Source organism: Ignavibacteria bacterium, from assembly GCA_025612375.1.
In the GTDB taxonomy this organism is placed as follows: Bacteria; Bacteroidota; Ignavibacteria; order Ignavibacteriales; family SURF-24; genus JAAXKN01.
This window is the reverse complement of sequence record JAAXKN010000001.1, coordinates 99,302-123,085: the sequence shown is the minus strand read 5'-3', so window position 1 is coordinate 123,085 and position 23,784 is coordinate 99,302. Positions and strand designations below refer to the sequence as shown.

14 protein-coding genes are annotated in these 23,784 nt (G+C 44.5%); all 14 read left to right on the top strand.

From position 1 onward, the window contains the following. The first annotated feature begins 96 nt into the window (after positions 1–96). The 14 genes from HF312_00495 to HF312_00430 all read left to right on the top strand — a co-directional run bounded on the left by HF312_00495 (position 97) and on the right by HF312_00430 (position 23,780). Positions 97–2,595: a T9SS type A sorting domain-containing protein gene (locus HF312_00495; protein MCU7518661.1), complete on the top strand. Its 2,499-nt coding sequence runs from the start codon at positions 97–99 to the stop codon at positions 2,593–2,595. A gap of 177 nt (positions 2,596–2,772) precedes the next feature. Continuing rightward, positions 2,773–3,303, top strand: a complete 531-nt coding sequence (locus tag HF312_00490; protein ID MCU7518660.1) for a hypothetical protein — start codon at positions 2,773–2,775, stop codon at positions 3,301–3,303. A gap of 107 nt (positions 3,304–3,410) precedes the next feature. Next, positions 3,411–6,572, top strand: a complete 3,162-nt coding sequence (locus HF312_00485; protein MCU7518659.1) for a GGDEF domain-containing protein — start codon at positions 3,411–3,413, stop codon at positions 6,570–6,572. Between the two features lie 16 nt (positions 6,573–6,588). Beyond that, positions 6,589–7,230 (top strand): response regulator transcription factor, encoded by a 642-nt coding sequence (locus HF312_00480; GenBank protein MCU7518658.1) that lies wholly within the window; start codon positions 6,589–6,591, stop codon positions 7,228–7,230. A gap of 262 nt (positions 7,231–7,492) precedes the next feature. After that, positions 7,493–9,316 (top strand): sodium:solute symporter, encoded by a 1,824-nt coding sequence (locus HF312_00475; protein MCU7518657.1) that lies wholly within the window; start codon positions 7,493–7,495, stop codon positions 9,314–9,316. Positions 9,317–9,384: 68 nt separating this feature from the next. Next, the gene (locus tag HF312_00470) at positions 9,385–12,408 is read left to right on the top strand and encodes a TonB-dependent receptor (protein MCU7518656.1); all 3,024 of its coding nucleotides are present in this window, start codon (positions 9,385–9,387) and stop codon (positions 12,406–12,408) included. A 25-nt stretch (positions 12,409–12,433) separates the two neighbouring features. Beyond that, entirely contained in the window at positions 12,434–14,533 is a 2,100-nt protein-coding gene (locus HF312_00465; GenBank protein MCU7518655.1) for a hypothetical protein, read from the top strand. Positions 14,534–14,577: 44 nt separating this feature from the next. Continuing rightward, complete coding sequence (locus tag HF312_00460) at positions 14,578–15,510, top strand: PorV/PorQ family protein (GenBank protein ID MCU7518654.1); 933 nt, start codon at positions 14,578–14,580, stop codon at positions 15,508–15,510. Then, on the top strand, positions 15,507–16,277 hold the full coding sequence (locus HF312_00455) for a hypothetical protein (GenBank protein ID MCU7518653.1): 771 nt from the start codon (positions 15,507–15,509) through the stop codon (positions 16,275–16,277). The genes HF312_00460 and HF312_00455 overlap by 4 nt, the downstream gene beginning before the upstream one ends. 23 nt (positions 16,278–16,300) lie before the next feature. Next, positions 16,301–17,026 carry a hypothetical protein gene (locus HF312_00450; GenBank protein MCU7518652.1) on the top strand — a complete coding sequence of 242 codons (726 nt, stop codon included), beginning with the start codon at positions 16,301–16,303 and terminating at the stop codon, positions 17,024–17,026. Beyond that, positions 17,023–18,153, top strand: coding sequence for a family 10 glycosylhydrolase (locus HF312_00445; protein MCU7518651.1), 1,131 nt, complete (start codon positions 17,023–17,025; stop codon positions 18,151–18,153). The genes HF312_00450 and HF312_00445 overlap by 4 nt, the downstream gene beginning before the upstream one ends. A 66-nt stretch (positions 18,154–18,219) precedes the next feature. Then, a complete protein-coding gene (locus HF312_00440) occupies positions 18,220–19,647 on the top strand; it encodes a T9SS type A sorting domain-containing protein (GenBank protein ID MCU7518650.1) in 1,428 nt (475 codons plus the stop codon). Positions 19,648–19,780: 133 nt separating this feature from the next. Further along, complete coding sequence (locus HF312_00435) at positions 19,781–21,694, top strand: family 10 glycosylhydrolase (protein ID MCU7518649.1); 1,914 nt, start codon at positions 19,781–19,783, stop codon at positions 21,692–21,694. A gap of 34 nt (positions 21,695–21,728) precedes the next feature. Beyond that, a complete protein-coding gene (locus tag HF312_00430) occupies positions 21,729–23,780 on the top strand; it encodes a T9SS type A sorting domain-containing protein (protein MCU7518648.1) in 2,052 nt (683 codons plus the stop codon). The last annotated feature ends 4 nt before the right edge of the window (positions 23,781–23,784 follow it).

Here is a 23,784-nt window from a genome sequence, read left to right as displayed (position 1 = left end):
AGCCTTGGAACTCTTATTAATCCCAAGACTACTTCAGGTACATTCCCGGTCAACTGCGCCGGAGTTACTCAGGACGGAATCATTTACGTCTGCAACATGGTAACCGACGCACAGAAATCACCTTTTGTCGTTTACAGATGGGCAAGTGAAACCGATACCGGCAGGACAGTCCTTTCCTATACTGCTGCAGATGCTGCCTGGAGAATGGGCGATATGTTCAGCGTGTCCGGTAAAGGTGCCGACATCACAATTTTTGCTGCCGTAAAGGACCAGCCAAAAGTTGTTAAATTCACTTCTTCTGACTCAGGCAAGACTTTCACCTCATCAGTTATTACTCTTCAGGGTGCAAAAACAAGCTCAAGCGGTAACGTTTCGCTTGCTCCCGACGGAAGCTTTTACTTTAAGTCTTATACTACTCCTATAATCCACTATACTGCCGATGGAACAGTCATTGACACAATTCCTGCAAGTGTAGTATCCTCATCAATTACAAAAATCGAATATTTTGAACTTGATGGCAGGAAGTTCATCGCCGGATATATGCCTGCAGCAGGCCAGGCAGGAACCGCCGAAAAACTTCAGATATTCAACATAACTACTCCAAAGAAAACTTTCCTTGCCGATGAATCTTCTTCATTGGGTGCAACTGCAAATACAAACGGAACCGGCTCTGTTGAATTTATGAATATTCCCAATAGCGGAACAGACAATTACGTATTCTTCCTGCTCGGTTCAAATAATGGTATTGGCGCCTTTACGCTCAACCCGCTTTACGTGCCTATGCCTTCTGAAATAAACTGGCAAAAAACAGCTGCTAATGGCACAAAGCCGGCTTATTTTGGCTCCGACTATGAAAGAAGCATGGCTTACGGAAGAATTAGCGGCGAAGATAAAATTTTTGTCGTAAGCCGCACGGGCGGACCTAAGATCGTAGTCCACGATGCCTTTACTGGCGACAGCCTCTATGTCATAGCTAAACCTAAGACTGACGTGGGATACTTCCCGCTTAACGTCGTTGGCGTTTCTGAAGATGGCGTGATCTATGCCGCAAATATGACACTCGATGCTTCAACTACACCGTTTACGGTTTATAAATGGAGTTCAGTGGATACTGCCAAATCTGTCATCTCCTATAAAGCTGCCGCTGCAGGCTCAAGAATGGGCGATGCTTTTAATGTTTATGGAAAGGCTTCGGATAATTCACTTACAATCTTCTGCGGCGTCAAGGATAAGGGACAGCTGGTGAAATTTACCACTACCGACAACGGTAATACATTCACTCCTACCGTAATCACCCTTGAAGGCGCTTCATTCAGCTCAATGCCTAATATTGCTCTCTTAAAAGATGGATCTTTCTACTTTAAGACCTACAGCAAACCGCTTATCCATTATTCGGCAGACGGCAAAATGCTTGATACGGTTAAGGCTGCAAACAGCTCTTCAACCAATATCAAATATTTCGAAATGAATAACAGAAAATATATAGCTGCATATTTACCGTTCGCAGGTCAGACAGGACCTTCTGAAAACGTTAACATTATAGACGTAACTGATCCTGCAAAATCTTTCCTCTCGGCTGTTACCCCGTCACTTGGGGCAGTTAAGAACCTTAACGGCGCTGGCTCTGTTCAGGTGCTTAAATATTCAAAAGACAGCAGGGAAGTTGTCGTTTTCTTTGTTATGGGCTCAAATAACGGCATTGCCGCATTTACTTATAACGATGATATGAAGCTTGGCGTGAACGATACACTGTTCTTTGGTAATACGAAAACCCTCCTTGCTAATCCTTATGGCGCTGGTTTCGTTGCCGGTGCGAACAGCTACGGCGACCTGGGAAAATATCAGCGCTTCGATATGTTTAAGGACGATGAAGTTAATGCCGTTAAATACTATTTCGGCTATAAGAAAATTACCGGTACGCCGGATACACTAAGCCTCAATATCAGAACTTTTGCCGACGGAAAGCCGGGAAAAATTCTGAGAACTATTAAGGTTACTACGGATAAAATAGACACCACGGGACAGGGAAATGTGTTCTTCCTGGATTCTACTCTGGTTGTACCTGATTCTGGTAAAATCTTTGTTGGTGCCGAATGGGCTACAGCTTCCGATGATACTGTTGCCCTCTTTTCTGATAAAAATGGCGAGGGTGACAAAAAATCACGCGCTTGGGAACTCTACAGTGATAATTCCTGGGGATATTTCGACCAGCCGGGTTCAGTGACATGGGGGCTGGATGTCGACTTATGGATCTCTGTATTCTACAAGAAAGGCCCACAGATTACTGCTGTTGAAGAAACCGGAAAGCAGAGGCCTTCTGGATATGCTCTTGAACAGAACTATCCTAATCCTTTCAACCCATCAACAATGATTAAATTCAACCTTAAGACCGGAGCTAAAGTATCACTAAAAGTATATAATATACTTGGAATGGAAGTTGCAAACCTCGTCAACGGCTTCATGCCTGCAGGCCAGCAGTTTGTCAGCTTCAATGCTTCAAAGCTCGCAAGCGGTATCTATATCTATAGCCTGAAGGTTGAAGGCATGGATGGAAGTAAATTTAACTCTGTTAGAAAAATGATGCTCCTTAAATAATGCGCCTTTTGGCACCGCTTTAAGCTGCCAAAAGACATCTATTTGGGAATAACCGACTTCCTCCCGGAATGGAAAGCCTGGCTTTAATGCCAGGCTCCCTTCCGGGGACTTTATTTTGAACTCATTAAATTTGAGGCTTTTACCTCTTACTGGATTTATTTTAACCTGGGCTGATTTATGAAAAAAGAACCTGTTTTACTTATTGGCGACTCTATTACCAATGGCTTTAATGAAAAAGAACTCCTGCCTGACTTCGATATACTGAATTATGGCGTCTTTGGCGACAGCACCGTAGAACTCCTGGAAAGAATTGAAAGTTCGTGGTTTAGCAGTGAACCCCTTACTGCATTCGTCTGTATCGGGACCAATGACTTTGCAAGGGACAGGACTGATAAATATATCCTGGGCAATATGCAGAAGATAATTAGCAGAATTAAAGAGTTTTCCCCCTGCGTGAATATTGTGCCTGTTTCAATCTTTCCTACGCGCGACAATCCGCCGCGGCCAAATGAACGCATAAGGGAATTTAATTGCCAGCTTGCTCAACTGGCTAAAGAAAACGGCCTGAGCTATTTTGACATTAACTCTTACTTTTCCGATGAACAGGGAAAGCTCAAAATTGGGTTTACTCCGGACGGGCTTCATCTTACCGCAGATGCCTATAAACTATGGGCCAGGCTCATCTCGGAATACTTAACAAAACCATAAAGGATTTTGAAAAGAATTGTCCTCTTGCGAAAAATTTTCCGTGAGTATGAATATATTTTCATATTTGTAAAATATTCCATAATTTTGCGTTCAAAATTGAGCCCGAAATGTTACTAGTCAGATCAACCGCAGGAATACGTCACGTTTTAACCCTACTCATATTCTTCTTTGTCTGTCTCTTCCTGCATGCCCCTGCAGCTAATGCGCTTAAGCCTGAGGGCCAGGACGGAATAAAATTTAATAAAATATCAGTAGACCAGGGACTCTCCCAAAGCTCTGTATTCTCAATCTGCCAGGATAAAAAAGGCTTCCTCTGGTTCGGTACGCTTGAAGGTTTAAATAAATACGATGGCTATAACTTTACTGTCTTCAGGGCAAACCAGCCGGCGGAAAATTCCCTAAGAAGCAGCACTATTTTTAAGATTTACGAGGACAGGCACGGCAACCTTTGGATCGGTACACTAGGCGGAGGACTTACCAGGTACAATAAGGATAAGGAAAACTTTTCTTCTTACCTTAATAACCCGGCCGATCCCTCAAGCATTAGTAACAATAATGTCAGGGCAATTCTTGAGAGCAGCGACGGAAAACTCTGGATTGGAACTAACAACGGGCTTAATATACTCGACACGAAAACCGGAAAATTCAGGCATTACTTCAATAATCCCGCAGATCCTAAAAGCCTGAGTAACAATTATGTCTGGTCAATTTATGAGGATAAAAACCATCAGATCTGGATCGGTACTTATGGCGGACTGAATAAGTTTGAGCCGGCTCATAACGGATTTACCAGGTACACATATTCACCCGGGCAGAAATACGGCCTTAGCAATAACTATGTCTGGGATATATTTGAGGACAGCAAGCACAGGCTCTGGCTCGGTACAAATAACGGACTTAACCTGCTCGACAGGACTACAAACAGGTTTACTGTCTTTAAGAAAAACCCCGGCGATAGGTCAAGCATCAGCCAGAACAACATCTGGAAAATCTATGAGGATAAAAAGGGCGTAATATGGATCGGTACGCTGGGCGGGGGACTTAATCGTATTGTAGAAGATTCCCGCGGAAAAATCGGCTTTGTCAAATATCAGTATTCTGCACGCGAGCCCTTTAGCATCAGCCATAACTATATCTGGTCCATTTTTGAGGATAGATCGGGCGTCCTGTGGGTAGGCACCGATATAGGACTCAATATGTATGACAGCAGAAAGGAAAAATTCCGGCTCTTCCAGAATAACCCTTTCAACCCCAACAGCCTTTCCGGCAATGAGGTTACGGCTATTTGCGGCAATAACTTTGGCCGCCTCTGGATTGGTACACGTAACGGGCTTAATATGTATGAACCCCGCAGGGATAATTACGTGCACTATACTTCAATGCCCGGAAAATCAAACTCCTTAAGCACCAATTACATACGCTCGCTTTATGAGGATAGGTCCGGCATTCTCTGGATCGGTACCAATGGCGGGGGAATCGATGAATTTAACATCCGACTGAACAGGTTTAGCCACCACAAGGTTTCTTTGGGCCAGAATTCAATCAGCGATAACAATGTTACTGCAATTCATGAGGACAGGGAGGGAACATTGTGGGTCGGCACACTTTCAGGGCTCAATAAATATGACAGGAATAAAGGATCATTTACACATTACCTGAACGACCCCAAGAACCCATCTTCACTGAGCCATAACTATGTCTGCTTTATATGTGAGGATAAATATGGCAGACTCTGGATCGGTACGCTGGGCGGGGGACTTAACCGCTTTGATAAAAATACTGGTAAATTTACCCGCTTTCAGTTTGAACCTGCCAGGAATAATGCCCTCAGCAATAATTATGTGTGGACTATAATGGAAGACAATATTGCTGGCGAGGATATACTGTGGATCGGCACAAATGACGGACTTAACAGGCTCAATCTCCGCACTAACAGCGTCATTGTTTACAAGGAGAAAGACGGCCTCCCGAATAATGTAATTTATGGCATTCTTAAGGATAGTAACGGCAGCCTGTGGCTTAGTACTAATAAGGGAATTTCGAAATTTGACCTAAAAAGAAAAATTTTCAGAAATTATTCCCCCGGCGACGGGCTCCAGAGCTATCAGTTTAACGGGGGCGCTTTCTTCAAAAACAGCAGTGGTGAAATGTTCTTTGGGGGAATTAACGGATTAAACAGCTTTTATCCTGACAGTGTTAAAGACAACAGGGTAATACCCCCCATTGTCATTACCAATTTCCTCATTTTCAATAAACCGGTTAAACCGGGAGAAGATTCTCCATTGAAAAAATCTGTTACTGAAACCAGTGAGATTAAACTCGATTATAACCAGAGCGTATTTTCTTTCGAGTTTGCAGCTCTTCACTACTCAAACCCGACCGAAAATCAGTATGCATACAAGCTGGAGGGCTTCGATAAAAACTGGAACTACTCCAAAACCAGAAGATTTGCCACTTATACTAACCTCGACCCCGGAACCTATACATTCAGGGTAATTGGATCTAATAGCGACGGCGTCTGGAATAATTATGGCGCCTCGCTTAAGATTATTATTGCACCCCCTTACTGGAAAACATGGTGGTTTATTTTGCTCTGTTTCCTCCTTGTATTTTGCATCATATGGCTCATATTTGCCGTCAGAATGCGCCACCTCCTGGCAATCGAACGCCTCAGGCTAAAGATTTCAGCCGACCTGCACGACGATATAGGTACCAGACTTACAGAAATCTCAATGCTCAGCGACATCGCCTGTGCAATGAACGATCAGAAAGAGAGCACGGAGATAAAGGAAACTGTGAAAAAAGTAGGTTCAATTGCCAGAAATCTGATCGATAATATGAGCGATATTATCTGGCTTATTAATCCCAAAAAGGATTCTCTGAACGAACTGTTCCTTAAATTGCACGACAGCTATGAGGAGATATTTTCTTATTCTCAGATCCTTCTTCACATAAATAACGCGGATTTTCTCGAACAGATCAAGCTTCCAATTGAATACAGGAAACACCTTTACCTGATCTTTAAAGAGGCTCTTAATAATGCTCTCAAATACAGCAGGTGTACTGAAATATCAATTAATACTCAGGTGAATGGGAAAATCCTGGACATAACGCTCTATGATAACGGTATCGGCTTCGACATTGGCAAACAGAGCTGCGGAAACGGGCTCGGTAATATGAAAGCCCGGGCTGAACAGATAAATGGTACCCTCAGAATCCAGTCTAAACCGGGAGAGGGGACAATGATTAAATTTACAGGCTATTATTAACACCTGACTCAATAATATGAAAAAACAGATAAAAGTTATAATCGTTGAAGATAACGAGATTATCAATAAGTCTCTCGTGACCCTCATAAACGGCGCTGAAGGCTTTACATGCATCGGCTCTTTTTTTGACTGTGAAACAATGCTTGCGAAAATTCATAACCTGGAGCCCGATGTGGTGCTGATGGATATTCAGCTGAAGGGAATGTCCGGAATCCAGGGGGTGAAAAAACTGAGGGAAATTGACCCCGACCTGAATGTCCTAATGCTGACTATACATGAGGAAAATGACCTCGTATTTGAAGCCCTCTGTGCCGGGGCAAGCGGCTATATAATTAAAAAAACACATCCTTTGCGCCTGCTCGAGTCCATTGAGGAAGCCTATGAGGGCGGTGCCCCGATGAGTTCGAATATAGCAAGAAAAGTTATAAGCTTCTTCCAGCCCGGAAGAAAAATTTCTTCCGCCGCAAACCTTCTTACCGAAAGGGAACTTGATATTATAAAAGAGCTTGCAAAGGGAAAAACTTATTATGCAATCGCCCTTACTTTCGGCATCAGCAAGGATACAGTCAGGTTCCACATTAAAAAAATATACGGCAAACTTCACGTCCACTCTCAGGCTGAAGCCGTTTCAGAAGCCATGAAAAAGGGCATCCTTTAGATACTTCGCACTTTTTAAGCAGGCACAGTCAGGCTGCTGCCTGCTTCTTCATATCTGTTTAGGGAAATTCAGACCGAATCTCCTTCAATGAAACATATCAATGCTTTACCATATTGTGCAGCTTAATCTTACCATTTGATGTAGTTGTTTAAGGTTGCCTTTTTCTCTAAAATTTGAACCGGAAAAACGAGGCATGCTCTAACTGGCGCCATGGCTTGATTCAGGCATGGTTTAAATTATTAATATTTATAAGCAAGTATCTATGCAATTTATTGACTATTCCATCGTTGCACTTTATATGGTGGGCGTGATTCTGCTTGGCTTTTATTTTGAAAGAAAAGCTTCCCGCGGGATTGACTCGTACTTCCTGGGCGACAGGAATCTTCCCTGGTGGGCCCTGGGTGCTTCCGGAATGGCCAGTAATGTCGACCTCTCAGGTACGATGATCATAGTGGGGCTCCTGTACGCCCTGGGAAGCAAGGGGTTCTTTATAGAATTCAGGGGCGGCATCGTTCTCATCATGGCTTTCTTTATGGTATTTATGGGGAAATGGAACCGCAGGGCAAAAGTGATGACCGTTGCAGAATGGATGCAGTTCAGATTCGGAAAGGGGAAAGAAGGGGACTTAGCAAGAATTCTCAGCGCTTCGGCAAACATTGTTTTTGCAATCGGTGCAATCAGTTACTTTGCTGTAGGAGGCGGAAAATTCTTCGGCGAATTCTTCGGATTGGATGAAAGTACAGGTACAATAATTCTTATCGTTATTACTACTGTTTATACCGTTACAAGCGGGCTTTATGGTGTGGTGTGGACGGATGTTTTCCAGGGATTCCTGATTCTCGGGGCTGTAATTGCAATATGTTTTATTGCCTTTAGGACAGTAACACTTCCAGCCGAATTTTCAGTATCCATCCCGATGGGAAAAGGAGAGTTTCAGCAGGTCAGAACTACATTCAAAGAATGGAGCAGCTTAATGCCGCCGTTCAAAATGAATCTTTCGGGCGATTACTCCATTTTCAACCTCCTGGGCATAACCATCCTATTATACATTATCAAGACTGCTCTTGAAGGCAGCGGAGGCTCGGGCGGCTATATAACACAAAGATACTTTGCCGCCAAAAACGACAGGGAAGCAGGACTCCTTTCACTTTTCTGGATATTTCTCCTTGCTTTCAGGTGGCCTCTGGTTGCGGCATTTGCAATGCTGGGCATATATCACGGTATAACCGGCCACATCATTGCCGATCCCGAACTTGTTGTCCCCGTGGTAATAAAGAATTACGTTCCCGCAGGCATTAAGGGACTTATAATTACCGGGTTCCTTGCCGCTGCAATGTCAACCTTTACTGCAATTATCAATGCCGGCGCGGCTTACTGGGTGAAGGATATTTTCCAGGGCTATCTGAAGCCCAAAGCTTCTGAAAAAGAACTCGTCTTACAGAGCAGACTGGCCTCGGTTTTAATAGTCGCTGCAGGAGTCGCCTTCAGCTACAATATCTCAAGCATTAATGAAATATGGGGCTGGCTGAGCCTTGGCCTGGGATCGGGGCTTGCAGTCCCACTGGTCTTCAGATGGTTCTGGTGGCGGTTTAACGGATATGGGTTTGCTGCCGGCACCTTCTGCGGTATGATTACTGCGGTCTTTGTAAAACTGTATATGCCTGGGGTGGCTGAGTATTTAAGCTTTATTATTCCTGCCGGGGCATCTTTCGCCGGCTGCATAATGGGAGCATTACTTACAAAGCCTACAGACATGAAAGTGCTTGAAGAATTCTATAGCGTGACGCGCCCTTTCGGCTTCTGGAAGCCGGTGTCAGCAAAAAAAACGGCCGGTAAACTAAAAGAAATTAAACGTGAAAACAGAAGAGACATTATCTCAACTTTCATTGCTGTACCATGGCAGATTTCATTCTTTATGGCCGGCATGATGCTGATTATGAAAAACTGGGAAAACTTCCTGCTTCTGCTTGCGTTGTTTTCGGCTCTTACTGTTGCATTGTATTTCAGCTGGTTTAAGGGATTATCTTATGAAGAAAAAGAAGATGCCCCGCAGACAGCAGAAGAGATTCCTGCTGAAACGGCTTGATTCTTAGCAGCTGAACCATAAGGCAACGCTTAAAATAAAATATTAACTAATCAGTGACGGGGAATAGCGTGTTCTCATTCCAAAAAATAAAAAGAGCATTTTACCTGCTGCTAATTACCTCTCAGGTGTTATTTGCACAGGGAGGCAAGGGCAAGATTTCAGGCAGGATAGTAGACGACAGGACAAATGAACCCCTCGTGGGCGTTAATATCCGTATCGTGGATACAAAAATGGGTGCCACTTCAGACGTGGAGGGAAGGTTTAATGTCATTAACTTAAACCCGGCAAAGTATTCTGTTACTGCCAGTATGATAGGATATGGAACAATAACCCAAACGGGTGTGGAAGTCTTTATCGACCGCACTACTGAAGTTACTTTCCGCCTCAAGGATGCTTCCATTCAGACACAGACTGTAACAATTCTGGCTGAAAGACCAAAGATCATTAAGGACCAGACATCAACTTCAGCTACCATGGACGACGAGCAGATCAAGGCTTCTCCTGTTGAGGGCTTAAGGGGAATAATTGACCTTTCGGCCAGCTTCCAGAAAAATGCTCAGGGCGACTACCAGGTAAGAGGCTCTGGCACTAATGAAGTCAGCTTCCAGGTTAATGGCGTCGAACAGGGGAATTCTAATACTTCTGTCCCAGGCTGGGGAGGCGGTACCAAGGCTAACAACTCCTGGAAATATGACGTTAACCCTATCGGCGTCCAGCAGATGCAGCTTATCTCGGGAGGATTCTCGGCTGAATACGGCAACGCCCAGGCAGGCATAGTTAAGGTAGTAATGAAGGAAGGCGCCCCGAAGTTCTCCGGCGAATTCAGGGTTGAATACAGACCCGCCGGGCAATACCACTGGGGCGATTATATTTACGATAAAAGCAGCCCTGAATGGCAGACCTGGGGTAACCTCAACTACTGGATGAATGTCGAAAAGGAAAACGCAAAGATTTCTCCAACTTCCAATATCTTTACATTCCTGGGAATGAATTCAAGATATTCCGAACTTTATAATAAGGTGTTTACTTCAAAAAACGCTTCACAGAGTGAACTTGCCAGGTGGGATTCACTTGCAAACAGGGAAATCGAGTGGGCCTATGACCTCTGGACTAAACTCCATACTCCCGATGAGGCAAATCCGCTTGGCGTCTATGACTACAGGACTCATTCATATAAAAGATATATGCTGGGCTTCGGCGGCCCATTGGGCAAAAATCCCGACCTCCTGAAATTCTTCTTCTCGGGGGAATATAAGAGCAACCCTACAAGAATTCCTTCAACGGAAAAAGACCAGGTGGCACAAAATTATATTCTTACACTTACTTCACAGATAATTAAAAATCATAAGTTTAAGTTTACCTCCGGCTTCCAGAAATACGTCGGGGGACTGTTCTCAGGTTCCGATGACATCAGATGGGCCGGCATATCACCGTCCTATAAATACTTCGCTTCACGCGATCCTGTAAGAACTGAACTTACAACCTCGCAGAGCTTTAACTGGGTTTATACTCTGGATAATAACTCATTTGTCGAAACTCAGGTTACTCACCAGTACGAAAAGTATGAACTGCCATATAAATACCTTTATACCTGGAATGATGAAAAAGACAGGCTTGACGGCTCTAATGATACTACGGGTTTGCTTCTTACAAGGGGCCCTTGGTGGGATTCGAGATTTACGTACTATGAAAATATTGCTACCGACTTTTTCCAGGATAACAGGTCCGAGCAGGTCAGCTTTAGCTCCGACTATTCAAACCAGCTTACTAAAAGCAACTACCTTAAGGCTGGTGTGAGATTTAACTACTGGGACCTTGCCAATACTGGCGTGACGTATAATTTTAAGGCCAATGCTTTCCTTACCCAGCAGGGCGTAGCCGAACACTACACCGCTTTTCCTGTCAATGCTGCCCTTTACTTTCAGGACAAGATGGAATATGAGGGGATGGTGGCAAACTTCGGCCTAAGAGCAGAAATGTACAATTTCCAGACCGCCGTGCCTAAAGACGTCTTTAACGTCTTTTATCAGGGAACTCAGGGCCCTGGAAGTCTGGGCAGCATCGAAACAGAACGCTCAAAAACAAAGTACATGTTTCTTCCCAGGCTCGGCCTGTCTTTCCCTGTAGGCGAGAATACAGCCTTCCGCCTTCAGTATGGGCACTTTGCATCAATGCCTGTTTTTTCACAGGCTCTCGGTACTTCAACATTCTACGGCTGGAACACCAGGGGAAACCCAAATCTCGAACCCAAGAAAACAATCAACTACGAGTTCGGGCTCCAGCAGCTGATCGACGAAGACAACAGGCTTGACGTTGCAATCTATTACAACGACAGGGTTAAGCAGATCGGCACTCAGGAAGTTGCAAGCTTTACTGGTAATGCCAGAAATTCCATCGGCTTTACAGACGATAATTTGCAGCTGTTCTACTATAATTCTTCTACCAATAACCAGTTCGGTTCAACAATCGGTATAGATATAACTCTTGAAAGTGTCACAACCTCTAACTTCAGCTACAGGCTCAGCTACAGCCTTTCACAGACGACAAGCGGTACCTATGGCTCCCCGATACTATATCCTGAAAATGCAGCAGGCTCAGAGACAAGAATTACTTCTATGGAAATGCTCGCTTCCTGGGACCGTACACACAGTTTCCGCGGCCTGTTCCAGTATTTCTTTAGGGAAGGTGAGGGATTTAGAATTCTTAACGTCTATCCTTTTGAAAATACCACATACAGCCTGACATATACTGCACAGTCGGGGCTCCCGTTTACATACAGGACAAGCAGCGATCTGAAGGATGTCTACAATAACAGAAGGTATCCCCTTGAATCTAACTTCGATTTTAATTTCAACAAGACTATACTTTGGGGTTCCACAAAACTGATACTCGGCCTGCGTATTATGAACCTCCTTAATAACAGGTGGCTTACTCCTCCTGATAATGAAAGTGACAGGAATGCATGGATCCTCTATGGCGTAACGGCCGACAACCCCGATTATCCCAGGGAAAGCACCTATCTGTTTAGCCCTTACCGCGCTTACAGAAATGTGCCAAGGCAGATCTTCTTTACACTCGGCGTAGGAATTTAAGTTTATCATCATAAAAAAAACAGTTATGAAAAAAAACTCTTTATCAGTTAAATTATTTCTCTTTGTAACCCTTCTCTCCTCGGCCGTTAACGTATACGGGCAGGGGGATATTGATGCCCCTCTTTTGACATTTACACGGGGAAAACTCTGGCACAGCCTATTCTTCGGAAAATCGGGCCCGGGCTCCTTCAATAACTGGGCGCAGACCGGCATAAGCTGGGACTGGCCAGGCTTCGATGCTTCCAAAATCAAGGAAGACATTGACGGCACGGCTTCATACATGGCAACCGGCGGGCTTTATATAGGCTGTAAAAACAATAAGGATAGTGTCCTTGCCTGCGAGGACTGGTCCATTTATTCATCCAGCATATCAAACGAAATTACTTCAAAGTACAGGGTCAGTAAACACAAGAAGTACTCCGATAACTGGGGTATGCAGAAAAGAAAATCGGGCGGGGAAGAGACCATTGAAACCATATGGCAGTATAACCCCAATTTCCCAAGCCAGTATGAACCCCAAAGGCAGCTCCCTTTAAGAGTAAGAAGAACTGCACACCAGTGGAACGGCTCGATGAGCGATGAGAATTATATCATATATGAATACGTAATAAAGAATATTTCAAATGAGCTCAAAGAGTATAAGGAAGAAAGAAAGATCGTTGATACCCTCCACGGCTTCTATGCGATGTTTAATTATGCTATTAACTGTAATTCGAAGTCCTGGAGAATCTTCTATCCTGACCTTTCTTCCGGAGCAAGAAACACAAAATTCAGGACCGATAACTCACGGAATATGGTCTATGGCTGGGCAGGCGACTACAAGGAGGATCCGTATTCAAAGGATAATCCGAGAGCAATGAGCTATGCCTTTGCCGCTACAAGGGGACAGAAACTGAAAAATCCTGCAACCGGCGAAATTGAACCATCTGGTGAATGGCTTGCACCTGGTTTTGCCGGCATAAAACTGCTTTACTGTACCCCTAACAGCATTAACCATTTGCCGACTAAAATAAATAAAATTGCCTGGTCGGCAGTTGATAACAGTATTGACCTTGGGGGACCGCTTACGGGGAAAAGCGGGGTCCTGGAAGACTACTACTCCGTGCTCAAAGACCCTGCAAACGCATTCAGCTCAGTTACTTCAAGCTTCGATCCCTTGATGGGAAGCAGAAGGCTATGGACTATGATGTCTCTCGGTCCCTGGGATATTGCCCCCGGAGACTCGATCGTAATTGCAATTGCTGAAATGGTTGACGGGATTGACTACAGCAAGTGCACCGGCCCGGATATGTATAAAAGCGATGCAATAACCATGCTTGCAAAGGGCCGCATTGATAACTTTGAACCCACTGCAGATAAAGCACAGTTTACTTACAATAACGGCCTCAGGCACCCGAATCCGCCAATGGCCCCATCCTTTAAGGTTAACTTCTTTAAGGGAAAAGATAATTTTGTGGCTAACGAGATTACATGGACGGATTCATGTGAAAACTTGCCTGACCCGGATGACGGAGTACTGGATCTTCAGGGCTACCGCCTCTACCGCTCGGAATACCTTCCTATTGGTCCCTGGAAAAAAATTGCCGAAATCTCAAGGCGTAAGGATGGATATTATTCAGCAGGCAATTATACTTTTGTCGACTCAACCGTTGAAATTGGAACCAGATACTATTATGCGCTGACTGCATTCGACAGCGGCAGAACTTCATGGAATATCAATCCGGCGGCAATTTATCCCGGCACACACTCAAGCCAGGTCCCGCCTCTTGAATCTTCCATTTATGCAAACAGGTCACTGTACCCCTTTGTGGCTACACTTGCACCACCAAAGACCCTGGACAATGTGCTCGTTGTTCCGAATCCTTTCGTGATCGGAGAAGGCTCTTCTCAGCCCGGAGATGCAGACCTGATACAGTTTGTAAATATTCCTAACCCGTGCACTATAAGAATTTATTCCGTCAGGGGAGACCTCATAAAAACTATCAAAGTGGATGAGGGCCAGGGTGCAATTGCATCGTGGAACCAGGCTACTGATTACGGACAGTTTGTTACAAGCGGTATCTATGTTTACCATATTGAATCTTCGCTGGGTAGTAAAACCGGCAAACTGGCAATTGTCAGATAGAGAAACAATTTAATTAAAAGTCTGAATATTCATTGAAACTCATGATGAAAAAATTAACAATATTACTTTTGCTCTTACTGTCTGCTCAGATGTTCCCGCAGGACTTTAAGAAGACCGGAACTGCAGGCTATACATTTCTGGAGATTCCTGTTACGGCCAGAAATGCCGCACTAGGTGAGTCATCCATAAGCCTTTCAGATATGAACTCATCTGCAGTATTTTCAAACCCTGGAGCCCTGGGCTTCCAGCAGCAGAGCCATTCACTTTCACTTAGCTATTCCCCGTGGTTTGCAGATATAAAGCACTACGCAACCAGCTATGCATTCTCTTCGGCAATGGGCGCCTTCGGATTCAGCGCCGTTGCGCTCGACTATGGCTCCATGCCCCGCACGGTCAGGCTCTCAGGCCAGAGGGTATTTGAACAAACGGGATTCTTTAGCGCAAAATCAATGGCACTGGGACTTACATACGCAAAACAGCTTACGGACAAATTCTCTTTCGGCGTAACGGCAAAATATGTCAATGAAAAGATCGATGTTTATTCCTCATCAAACGTCCTGATGGATGGCGGCTTCCTTTACCTTACCGGACTGTCCTCTCTGAGGCTTGGTGCATCCATAACAAACTTCGGAACAAATTCAAAATTCAAGAACAGCGATTTCAAGATGCCTGCCATGTTCAGGATCGGCGCTGCTGCCGAGGTCTACCAGTCGGATAAAAACAAAGTGACCCTCATTGCCGAGGCTGTGCACCCGACCGATGCCGACGAGAGGGTAAACGTTGGTACTGAAATAAAACTGATGAATATTCTTACACTCAGGGCCGGCTATAAATTCTTTTATGACGAGGAAAAATTCAGCTATGGATTCGGACTGGCTCTGCCGATGGATTATCCGGTGGATCTGGACTTCTCGGCTTCCGATTACGGCAGGCTGGGCAATGTAATTAGATTAACTTTTCAACTTGGTATGCTATGAAAACAAAACTTCTTTTCCTTGTAACTGCAGCATTATTTTTCAGTTCCGCTGTTATGGGACAGGTCAACTCGGTCAGCTTTTCGGCAGGTCTTTCAAACACGCTGTCAAAAAGAAATGACCTGCAGATTAAAAGCATAAACGGATTCGGGGGTGACATTGAAGTCCGCTTTAATGCCTATGGAAAATTCTGCATCTCTCTTACCGGTGGCTATAGCGTATTTTCAGTAGAGCAGAATATGTACGCCATGTTTGCCGAATGGAACTGGAAGTACTGGAAAAGGTACTTCGGAGACATAAATGACCCGAACTTTTCAAAATCGACACAGTGGGTTCAGTCTGTCCTTAAAGATTCAAGCTACAGCGCCGGATTTAACCCGGTTCAGAAAATGGATCTCTTCCCGGTATTCATTACCGGCAGCTATGAATATGTGATCTCCGATAACCTTTCAGTCAGGCCTTTTGTTGGCGCCGGCGTGTTATTCTATTCAAAGAGGCTCTATGTTGAAGAATCCTGGAAAAAGGTATTTGCCGGGATGGATAATTATGTCTATGGATATTCATACCGCAATATGTCCGAAAATGTATCCGGTAATCCGTATGCTGCAATGGCAGGGCTCGACGCCGTCTACTCCGTTAATGATCTCCTTAGTCTCAGCCTGGGCGCAAAATACGCCTATGTTTTCCGGACAAAAGGCAAATACGGATACGATAACTTTCCCATGAAAGACGTCTTATCGGCAAAGCTTGGCGTTACCCTTAAATACTGATTTAATAATTTTTTTATAAAGAAATGAAAACATCAAATTTGATCCTTCCTTTAGTGCTGGCCTTATGCTTTTTACTGAAGCCAACTTTTGCGCAGGACCGGCACCTGATTTTGGGAGCTGAGGGGGCTTACTATAAACCTGTTGGCACACTCAGTGAGAGATTCAAGCCCACTAATGGCGGAGCTTTTTACATGGGGCTTCAGACAAGTAATAAATGGACGTGGCTTGGCAAGGCAGAATACCTGAAGTTCGACAAAATTAATCCCGACAGGCTCAGCCTTAAGCGCACGGTTACAATTGATGGAGCCGACCGGGAAGTAACTTTTCCAATGAAACAGCTTAAGATCAGGCTTGAAATAGCAGGCCTTGGCCTTGATACAAAATATAACCTTTTCCGGACGGGACTTCTTGAGACAAACGTCGATGCAGGCTTTGGGTTCTACAGATGGATATTCCACAGGGAAGGCCTTGATTCGCTTTCAGCCGGCGTGCCATCTGGCACCGGCGGTACAAAAACCGTCTATTACTCAGTGAAAAACGCCCTGGCTGTCAGCCAGTCTGACTGGAGCGGAGGCTTTAACGCGGGACTGGAAGTGATAATAACTCCCTTTTATCCCGTTGCTATATCATTTAGCGCAGCCTACAAGAATATTGTCGGTGAACTGTATCCTTCACTGGAACTCGGTATGGAAAACATAAGCACATTTCAGATGTTTGACCTGAAAGCGGGGATTAGAATAAAATTATGACAATCAAAAATTTATTGCTTCCGGCTCTTGCTGCCTTGATATTTCTTCTTCCTATAACGGCCGCTGCACAGGCGGATTATCCTGCGGTGAAAGGAGCCTGGCTTACAAATGTCGACAGCGATGTCCTGCATTCAAGGGCAAACATCGCAGAAGCTATCGATTTATGCGACAGCATAGGAATAAATACCATTTTTGTTGTGGTCTGGAATAAGGCAATGACTCTTTATCCCAGCAATGTGATGAAAGAAATGTTTGGCGAAGAAATTGACCCATCTCTGGCAGGGAGAGATCCACTTAGAGAGCTAATAGAAGAGGCGCATAAGAAAAATATCTCTGTTATTGCCTGGTTCGAATTCGGACTTTCAAGCTCTTATAAACTTGACGGCGGAAGAATTCTTAAACTTAAGCCGGAGTGGAAAGCCTTAAATAATAAGGGTGAGCTCGTTGAGAAAAACGGCTTTGAATGGATGAACGGCATTAACCCTGAAGTGCAGGATTTCCTTCTTTCCATTATCCGTGAAGTCGTAAAGAACTATGACATTGACGGCATACAGGGAGATGACAGGCTGCCCGCCATGCCGGTCGAAGCGGGTTACGATAACTATACTGTCCAACTCTACAGGCAGGAACACCAGGGAGCACTTCCCCCGAAGGATTTCAGAAACCCTCAGTGGATAGACTGGCGCGCCGGCAAGCTCAATGAATTTATGCAAAGAATTTACAGAAGCGTGAAGGACATTAAACAAAGCGTGATCGTTTCCATGTCGCCAAGCATATTCCCCTGGTCAAAAGAAGAATACCTGCAGGATTGGCCCGAATGGCTCAGGCAGGGAATGGTCGATATGGTATGCCCGCAGCTCTACCGCTTTGAAATCGGTGAGTACGTCAGGGCGCTCGATGAGGTGGTAAAATCTCAGATAAGCAAAAAGGACCTTGTGAAATTCTATCCGGGAGTGCTTCTGAAACTTGGCAGCTATTATGCAACTGAAGACTACCTTAAATCGGTAATTACAGAAAACAGGAAAAGGGGAGTCGAAGGTGAGGTGTTTTTCTTTTTTGAAGGATTGAAGAAGTACCCTGACTTATTCAGAAAGTATTACAGGAACCCTGAGAGGGCCGGGAACTGAGTTCATGCCTCACCTTTGTCCGGTTCAAGAGTGGCAAGTAAATAACCAAATATAAATGGAGTAAAAATGAAAAAAATGCGTACCGTTCTTTTTGCAGTTCTATTGCTCGGGCTTTATGCAAATAATACTTCCGCACAGTGGAAATATACAAAAAGAATTTCTTTCCCCGCGGCTGACAGCTCTATTGTTCAGCCTTTCTTGTGCACGGTTGATGACAATGGCAGGCTTTATGTGATCTCTTCTAGGTCTACCAACCTGAATGCACACGATGCAATCTATTTCCTGAAGGATTCTAAAGACACAGTTATGACCAGGATGATCGATTATACCGCAATAGGCGATACGGTAAATATTAAAATGCTGGTAGGAATTACGCATATAAAAAATAATATCCTGGTCTCAGGAAAGATAAATAACTTTGTCTCTCCGGGAGGACAGTCGTGTTCTTACTACTACCTGGACGGCGATACATCCAAGGGAACCCGCTATGGCTATAGCCCGTACCTTTCCGGATGGGGCACTTTCGTTCTGGGCGCTGCGGCAACTAAAGATTCAATTGTTTTTGCCGGCACAGATTATACAAAAGGCATTCGCGCATTCAACTTTTCTACAAAATCCAAGCTGGCTGGCTTTGCTGCCTATATTTCTCCCGATAATCAGAATGCAGAGCCTGGCGGCCCCTCAACAGCAGGTTTCGACGTAATCAGGGACTGTGCCGTTATTCCAAATGGTGACTACTTCGATCCCAAAACACCTTTCTATACCTCAAGGAATTCACAGGCTGTTGGTGAGCTGAATGGCGGAATTGCTTCCTGGACGGGCGGAACACAGTACGATAAGGCAGCCGTCAGCTCCAACCACCAGAACTATACTGCCTTAAGGGTCGTTGATCTCGACAACTACTTGAGTTTCAACAGCTCAATTCCTTATGGCATCACCTGCGACAATAAGGGAACACTCTGGGTTGCAGGTATAGATTCTACCAGGAGATGGGTAAAAGGTTTTCAGGTGGAAACAGGCATAGTTTCTGCCAATGCCACTCAGGTAGATGAGCTCCCTTCCTCAGGCAGTAAGGCTCAGCCCGACCCAAACGGTGCTCCGATGACGGGACCTGCCGACGTGGCATTTACCTCTGATGACAATACCGCTTATGTAATTGATGCATGGCAGAGATGCGTCTTCCAGTTCAACAACGGGACTTCTGACGTGAAGAAAGCCAGTGTCGCTCCGGCAGATTTCAAACTGGATCAGAATTATCCCAATCCTTTTAATCCTGCAACCAGGATCAGCTATTCGCTTCCGCAGGATATGAACGTAAAGATTTTCGTTACAAACAGTCTGGGACAGGAAGTCGCTCTGCTCGTCAACGGCTTTGTGCAGGCAGGAAAACATACAGTTGAATTCAATGCAATGAACTTGTCAAACGGCATATATTTCTATACTTTAAAGACAGAAAAATATGTCAAAACAAATAAAATGGTTCTTCTTAAGTAAATGATTCTGAAGTTTCTTCTTCAGAAGGAAAGTCGTTATTTAGGAAGGAAGACAGGTCTTCCTTCCTTTTTTCAATTCAAAGGAGATTTCAGCGGGAAGTTTTATGGCGAAAAAAACAATACTGATTCTGTTTATGGCTTTTTTTGCGGCAGCCGCTTTTAATAGCAGCAATGCTCAGGCGCTGCACGAGGAATTAAGGGGCGTCTGGATTACAAATGTGGACAGCGACGTCCTTACTTATGACGATGCAACAATTGCAAAAGCGATGGATTATCTGGCCTCCATCGGCATAAATGTGGTGTTTCCTGTTATGTGGAATAACGGCTACACTCTTTATCCGAGCCAGGTAATGTCAAAGATGTTTAACAGATCCATTTCTCCCAAATGCAGCGGGAGGGACCCATTAAAAAGACTCGTCATTGAAGCCCACAGGAACGGTATTGAAGTGATACCATGGATGGAATACGGTTTTGCCAGCTCTTATGCCGCAGGTTCAATCAGCGACGCAATAATAAGCAAATTCCCATACTGGGCATCCAGATTCAGTAACGGGAATATCTTAACCGACGGCAGCTCTCCTAACACGGGATTTGTCTGGATGTCCGGAATTAATCCTGAAGTACAGAATTTTATAATTTCTCTCTGTTCTGAAATGCTGGACAACTATGACCTTGATGGAATTCAGGGTGACGACAGGCTCCCGGCTCTGCCAGTTGAAGGGGGATACGATTCCGTGACAGTTTCAATCTATAAGGCAGAACATAATGGTTCTACCCCTCCATTGAACTATGACGACAGCGGCTGGAAAAAATGGCGCGCAGACAAGCTGACACAGTTCCTTTCAAGGCTGAGGGATTCCGTGAAAACCAGGAGCAGCAATCTTATACTCTCTTCGGCACCAAGCCCTTACTACTGGGGATACAATGACCACCTGCAGGATTCACCATCTTGGATCAATAACGGCATAGTGGATAACTTTATTCCGCAGATTTATCCGAATCCTCCTGCAAGAAGCTTTTCGGAATATCAGTGGATACTAAACCGTACAATGCAGGATATTTCAGCCGAAAAGAAGAATATTTCATTCTCCGGAGTTCTTGCAAAGGTTGGATCTTATGTCATTACTCCGGGAGACATTGTAAACTGCGTAAAAGAAAACCGTGCCAGGGGAATAATGGGGGAGACATATTTCTTTTATGAAGGCATTGCAAACCTGAATAAGAAGAATGGCGATACACTTAAGACTACTGTTTATTCAAGTCCCGCATTGCTTCCTTACAGAAACGGAAAAGTCTGGCGCCCAAAGGCAATAATTGTTAATGAGGATGAAGATTCACTTACTCTCAGGCAGGGCATCTGGAAAAAAGAAGTAAGCAGCGCAATAGGCTATAAACCGAACGTCTACCTTTCTAACGATACAAATTATGCATCTTTTAACTATAACATTAATGTTCCTTATGACGGATGGTTCGGCGTTTATGCCTACGTGGAACCGAATCTCATGCTTTCGGATAAGGCCTCTTATAAAGTTTATTCCGAAAATGATTCCTCTGAAGTTGTTGTGAATCAGTCCCTGGGCCAAAACAAAGGGTGGTATAAACTGAAGGATGTATTCCTGAAGAAAGGATTGCATAAGGCCGTAAAACTTGATAACAGCGGCGTTAAAAACGGTAAATATATTCTTGCAGATGCGGTAATGATAATGATCAACAGGAAATTGTCCCCGGATGTTGTTATAACTTCCGTAAAGGATGAAGAAAAGACCGGAAGGAAAGCCGTCCTTGATAACTACAGGCTTGAAAACAACTATCCGAACCCGTTTAATCCTTCCACAACGATACGTTACAGCATACCGTCAGACAGCAACGTATCGCTGAAAGTCTTTGACATGCTTGGAAGAGAGGTGACAACGCTGATTTCTGAAAATTTACCTGCAGGCACACACCAGCTTGAATTTAACGCCGGCAGTCTTTCCAGCGGTGTTTATTTTTACCGCCTTACTGCCGGAAATTTCAGCCAGACAAAAAAGATGCTCCTTGCAAAATAACCGGTCTCACCATTTATGCACAATACTTCTAAAGATGAAAAAAGCCATTTTTATATTTCTTTTCCTTTTTAGTTCACACATATATCCCTATAAGGCAGTCCTTTATGACGGAAGCCGCGCACAGGCATGGGAAAAACTGATTGCAAAGACCCTGGCCGGCATAGTTAACCGCGATTCTTCCAGACTTTATCTCCTAAATGTCTATGAAACCTGGAACTACTCCGGAACAGATGAAAATTGGGCTGAAATTTACAGGACAAGAGGGAATGTCACTTTTGACACACTGAAGTCCGTTTCTGCACTGATAGACCGGTTCCGCCCTTTTATTAAAGGGGGAATCAGCTACGATGCGAACCGGTATTACTCAAACTTCCAGTACCAGAACCTTCAGTGGCAGGGGGAGTACGCGGCACTGCTTGGAGGGTTGACTGACAGGCTGCCTGTTACACAGACCCAGGCTTTGGCCTTTAACCTCGGGCTTAATGACACTGTCCTTGTAAAGGACTCATTTGATAATGATCCTGATATTTATGTGACGGGCAGGCTGGAGAACACAATTAATCCATGGAACAGTTCTATCCTTTCCGAGGAACAGAAGTATCTTAACATTGTTTCCTGGGGTATTAAAAACCTTCTGCCCAGGTGCAATCCTTCAAAACTTTATATACGCGAAATAACGGATTATACAATCCAGAAAAAAATGTTTCAGGTTAACCTGGCGGGTACCGATCCCTACAGCGCTAAATTTGAAACTCTGCCCGACAGAAGGGCTGAGATTCTGGAGCAGATACTGACATATTTGCATTCAAAGAACCCTCAGACAGTATTCCATATCTACGGCTGGATGACCCCGGAACCCGTAATACAGTGGTTCGCATTCTTCGGCGCGAGCTTTCATGAGACCTTATTGTCCAATATGTCCTGGCATTCCTCTTTTCGTGTAGCCCAAACGGAATACAAAAGAGCCTCCCTTGTAAATCCGGATACACTCAGGCTTTCGGACAAATATTACCTTCTCTTTATCGGAACCGAGGGGGATGCCGGAAACTGGAACTTCGGCTTCCAGTCGGGTGCCTGGCTCTCTTCCGACAGGGGAAAGGTGCCGGTTGGATGGGGATGGAACCTTGAACTGATGAATGAATGCCCGTTTGTTGCCTCCTATTATTCTGAAACAGCCACGGCAAATGACGGATTCATCAGCGTCACATCCCCGATGGGATATGCTTATCCGGACCTGTTCCCGCAGGAAGTCTGGAAAACCGCGGTGGATTCTGCGGCTTTTCTAATGAACAAGTTTAATGTTAATAACGTTTACGCATACAAGCATTATGCAAACGGGGCATACACATATTCATACCGCGGCAAAATGCTGGATAACAGCTTCGATTTCTACAGGCTTGGCGAATATGAAAGGGCCATTAATGCCGGCCTTACATTTGTCTTCGACCCAAAGCTCTCAACACAAACCCCATATTTGAATTTCGGGGGATTGCTTTTTAATCATTCTGATGATGGTACATTTTACGGTGACGTAAGCAGCCTTGGCGCTGCAGCCTCCAGGATACTGAATGCGCTTAAAACAAAAACTAAACCTTGCTTTATGCTTGCGGGATACCAGAGACTGAGGCAGGATGATTTTGTTGGCCGTACAGATCCTGAAAACGCAGATATTTCTGTGGGAAGACTTCTTCAGCTTGTAAATATCTTAAAGTCTGATCCTACTACAGGAAATAACATTGAAGTTGTTACGCCCGAGAAATTTTCAGCTCTTCTTAGAAAGAAGCTTGGGATGTCAGGTTTGGATTTAAGTGCCGCTCAGATGAAAGAATATAAGCTTTTACAGAATTATCCGAACCCTTTTAACCCTACAACCATGATTACATTCCAAATACCAAAGGAATCTATGGTTGAGCTGAAAGTGTTCGACCTGCTGGGAAGAGAAGTACTGACTCTTGTAAGGGAATATAAGCCGGCAGGCCGGTATTCTGTAAGCTTTGATGGTAGCAGGCTGCCCTCCGGAATGTATGTCTACAGGCTGAAAGCAGGGCAGTATACATACAGCCGTAAAATGTCCCTGATCAAATAACAAT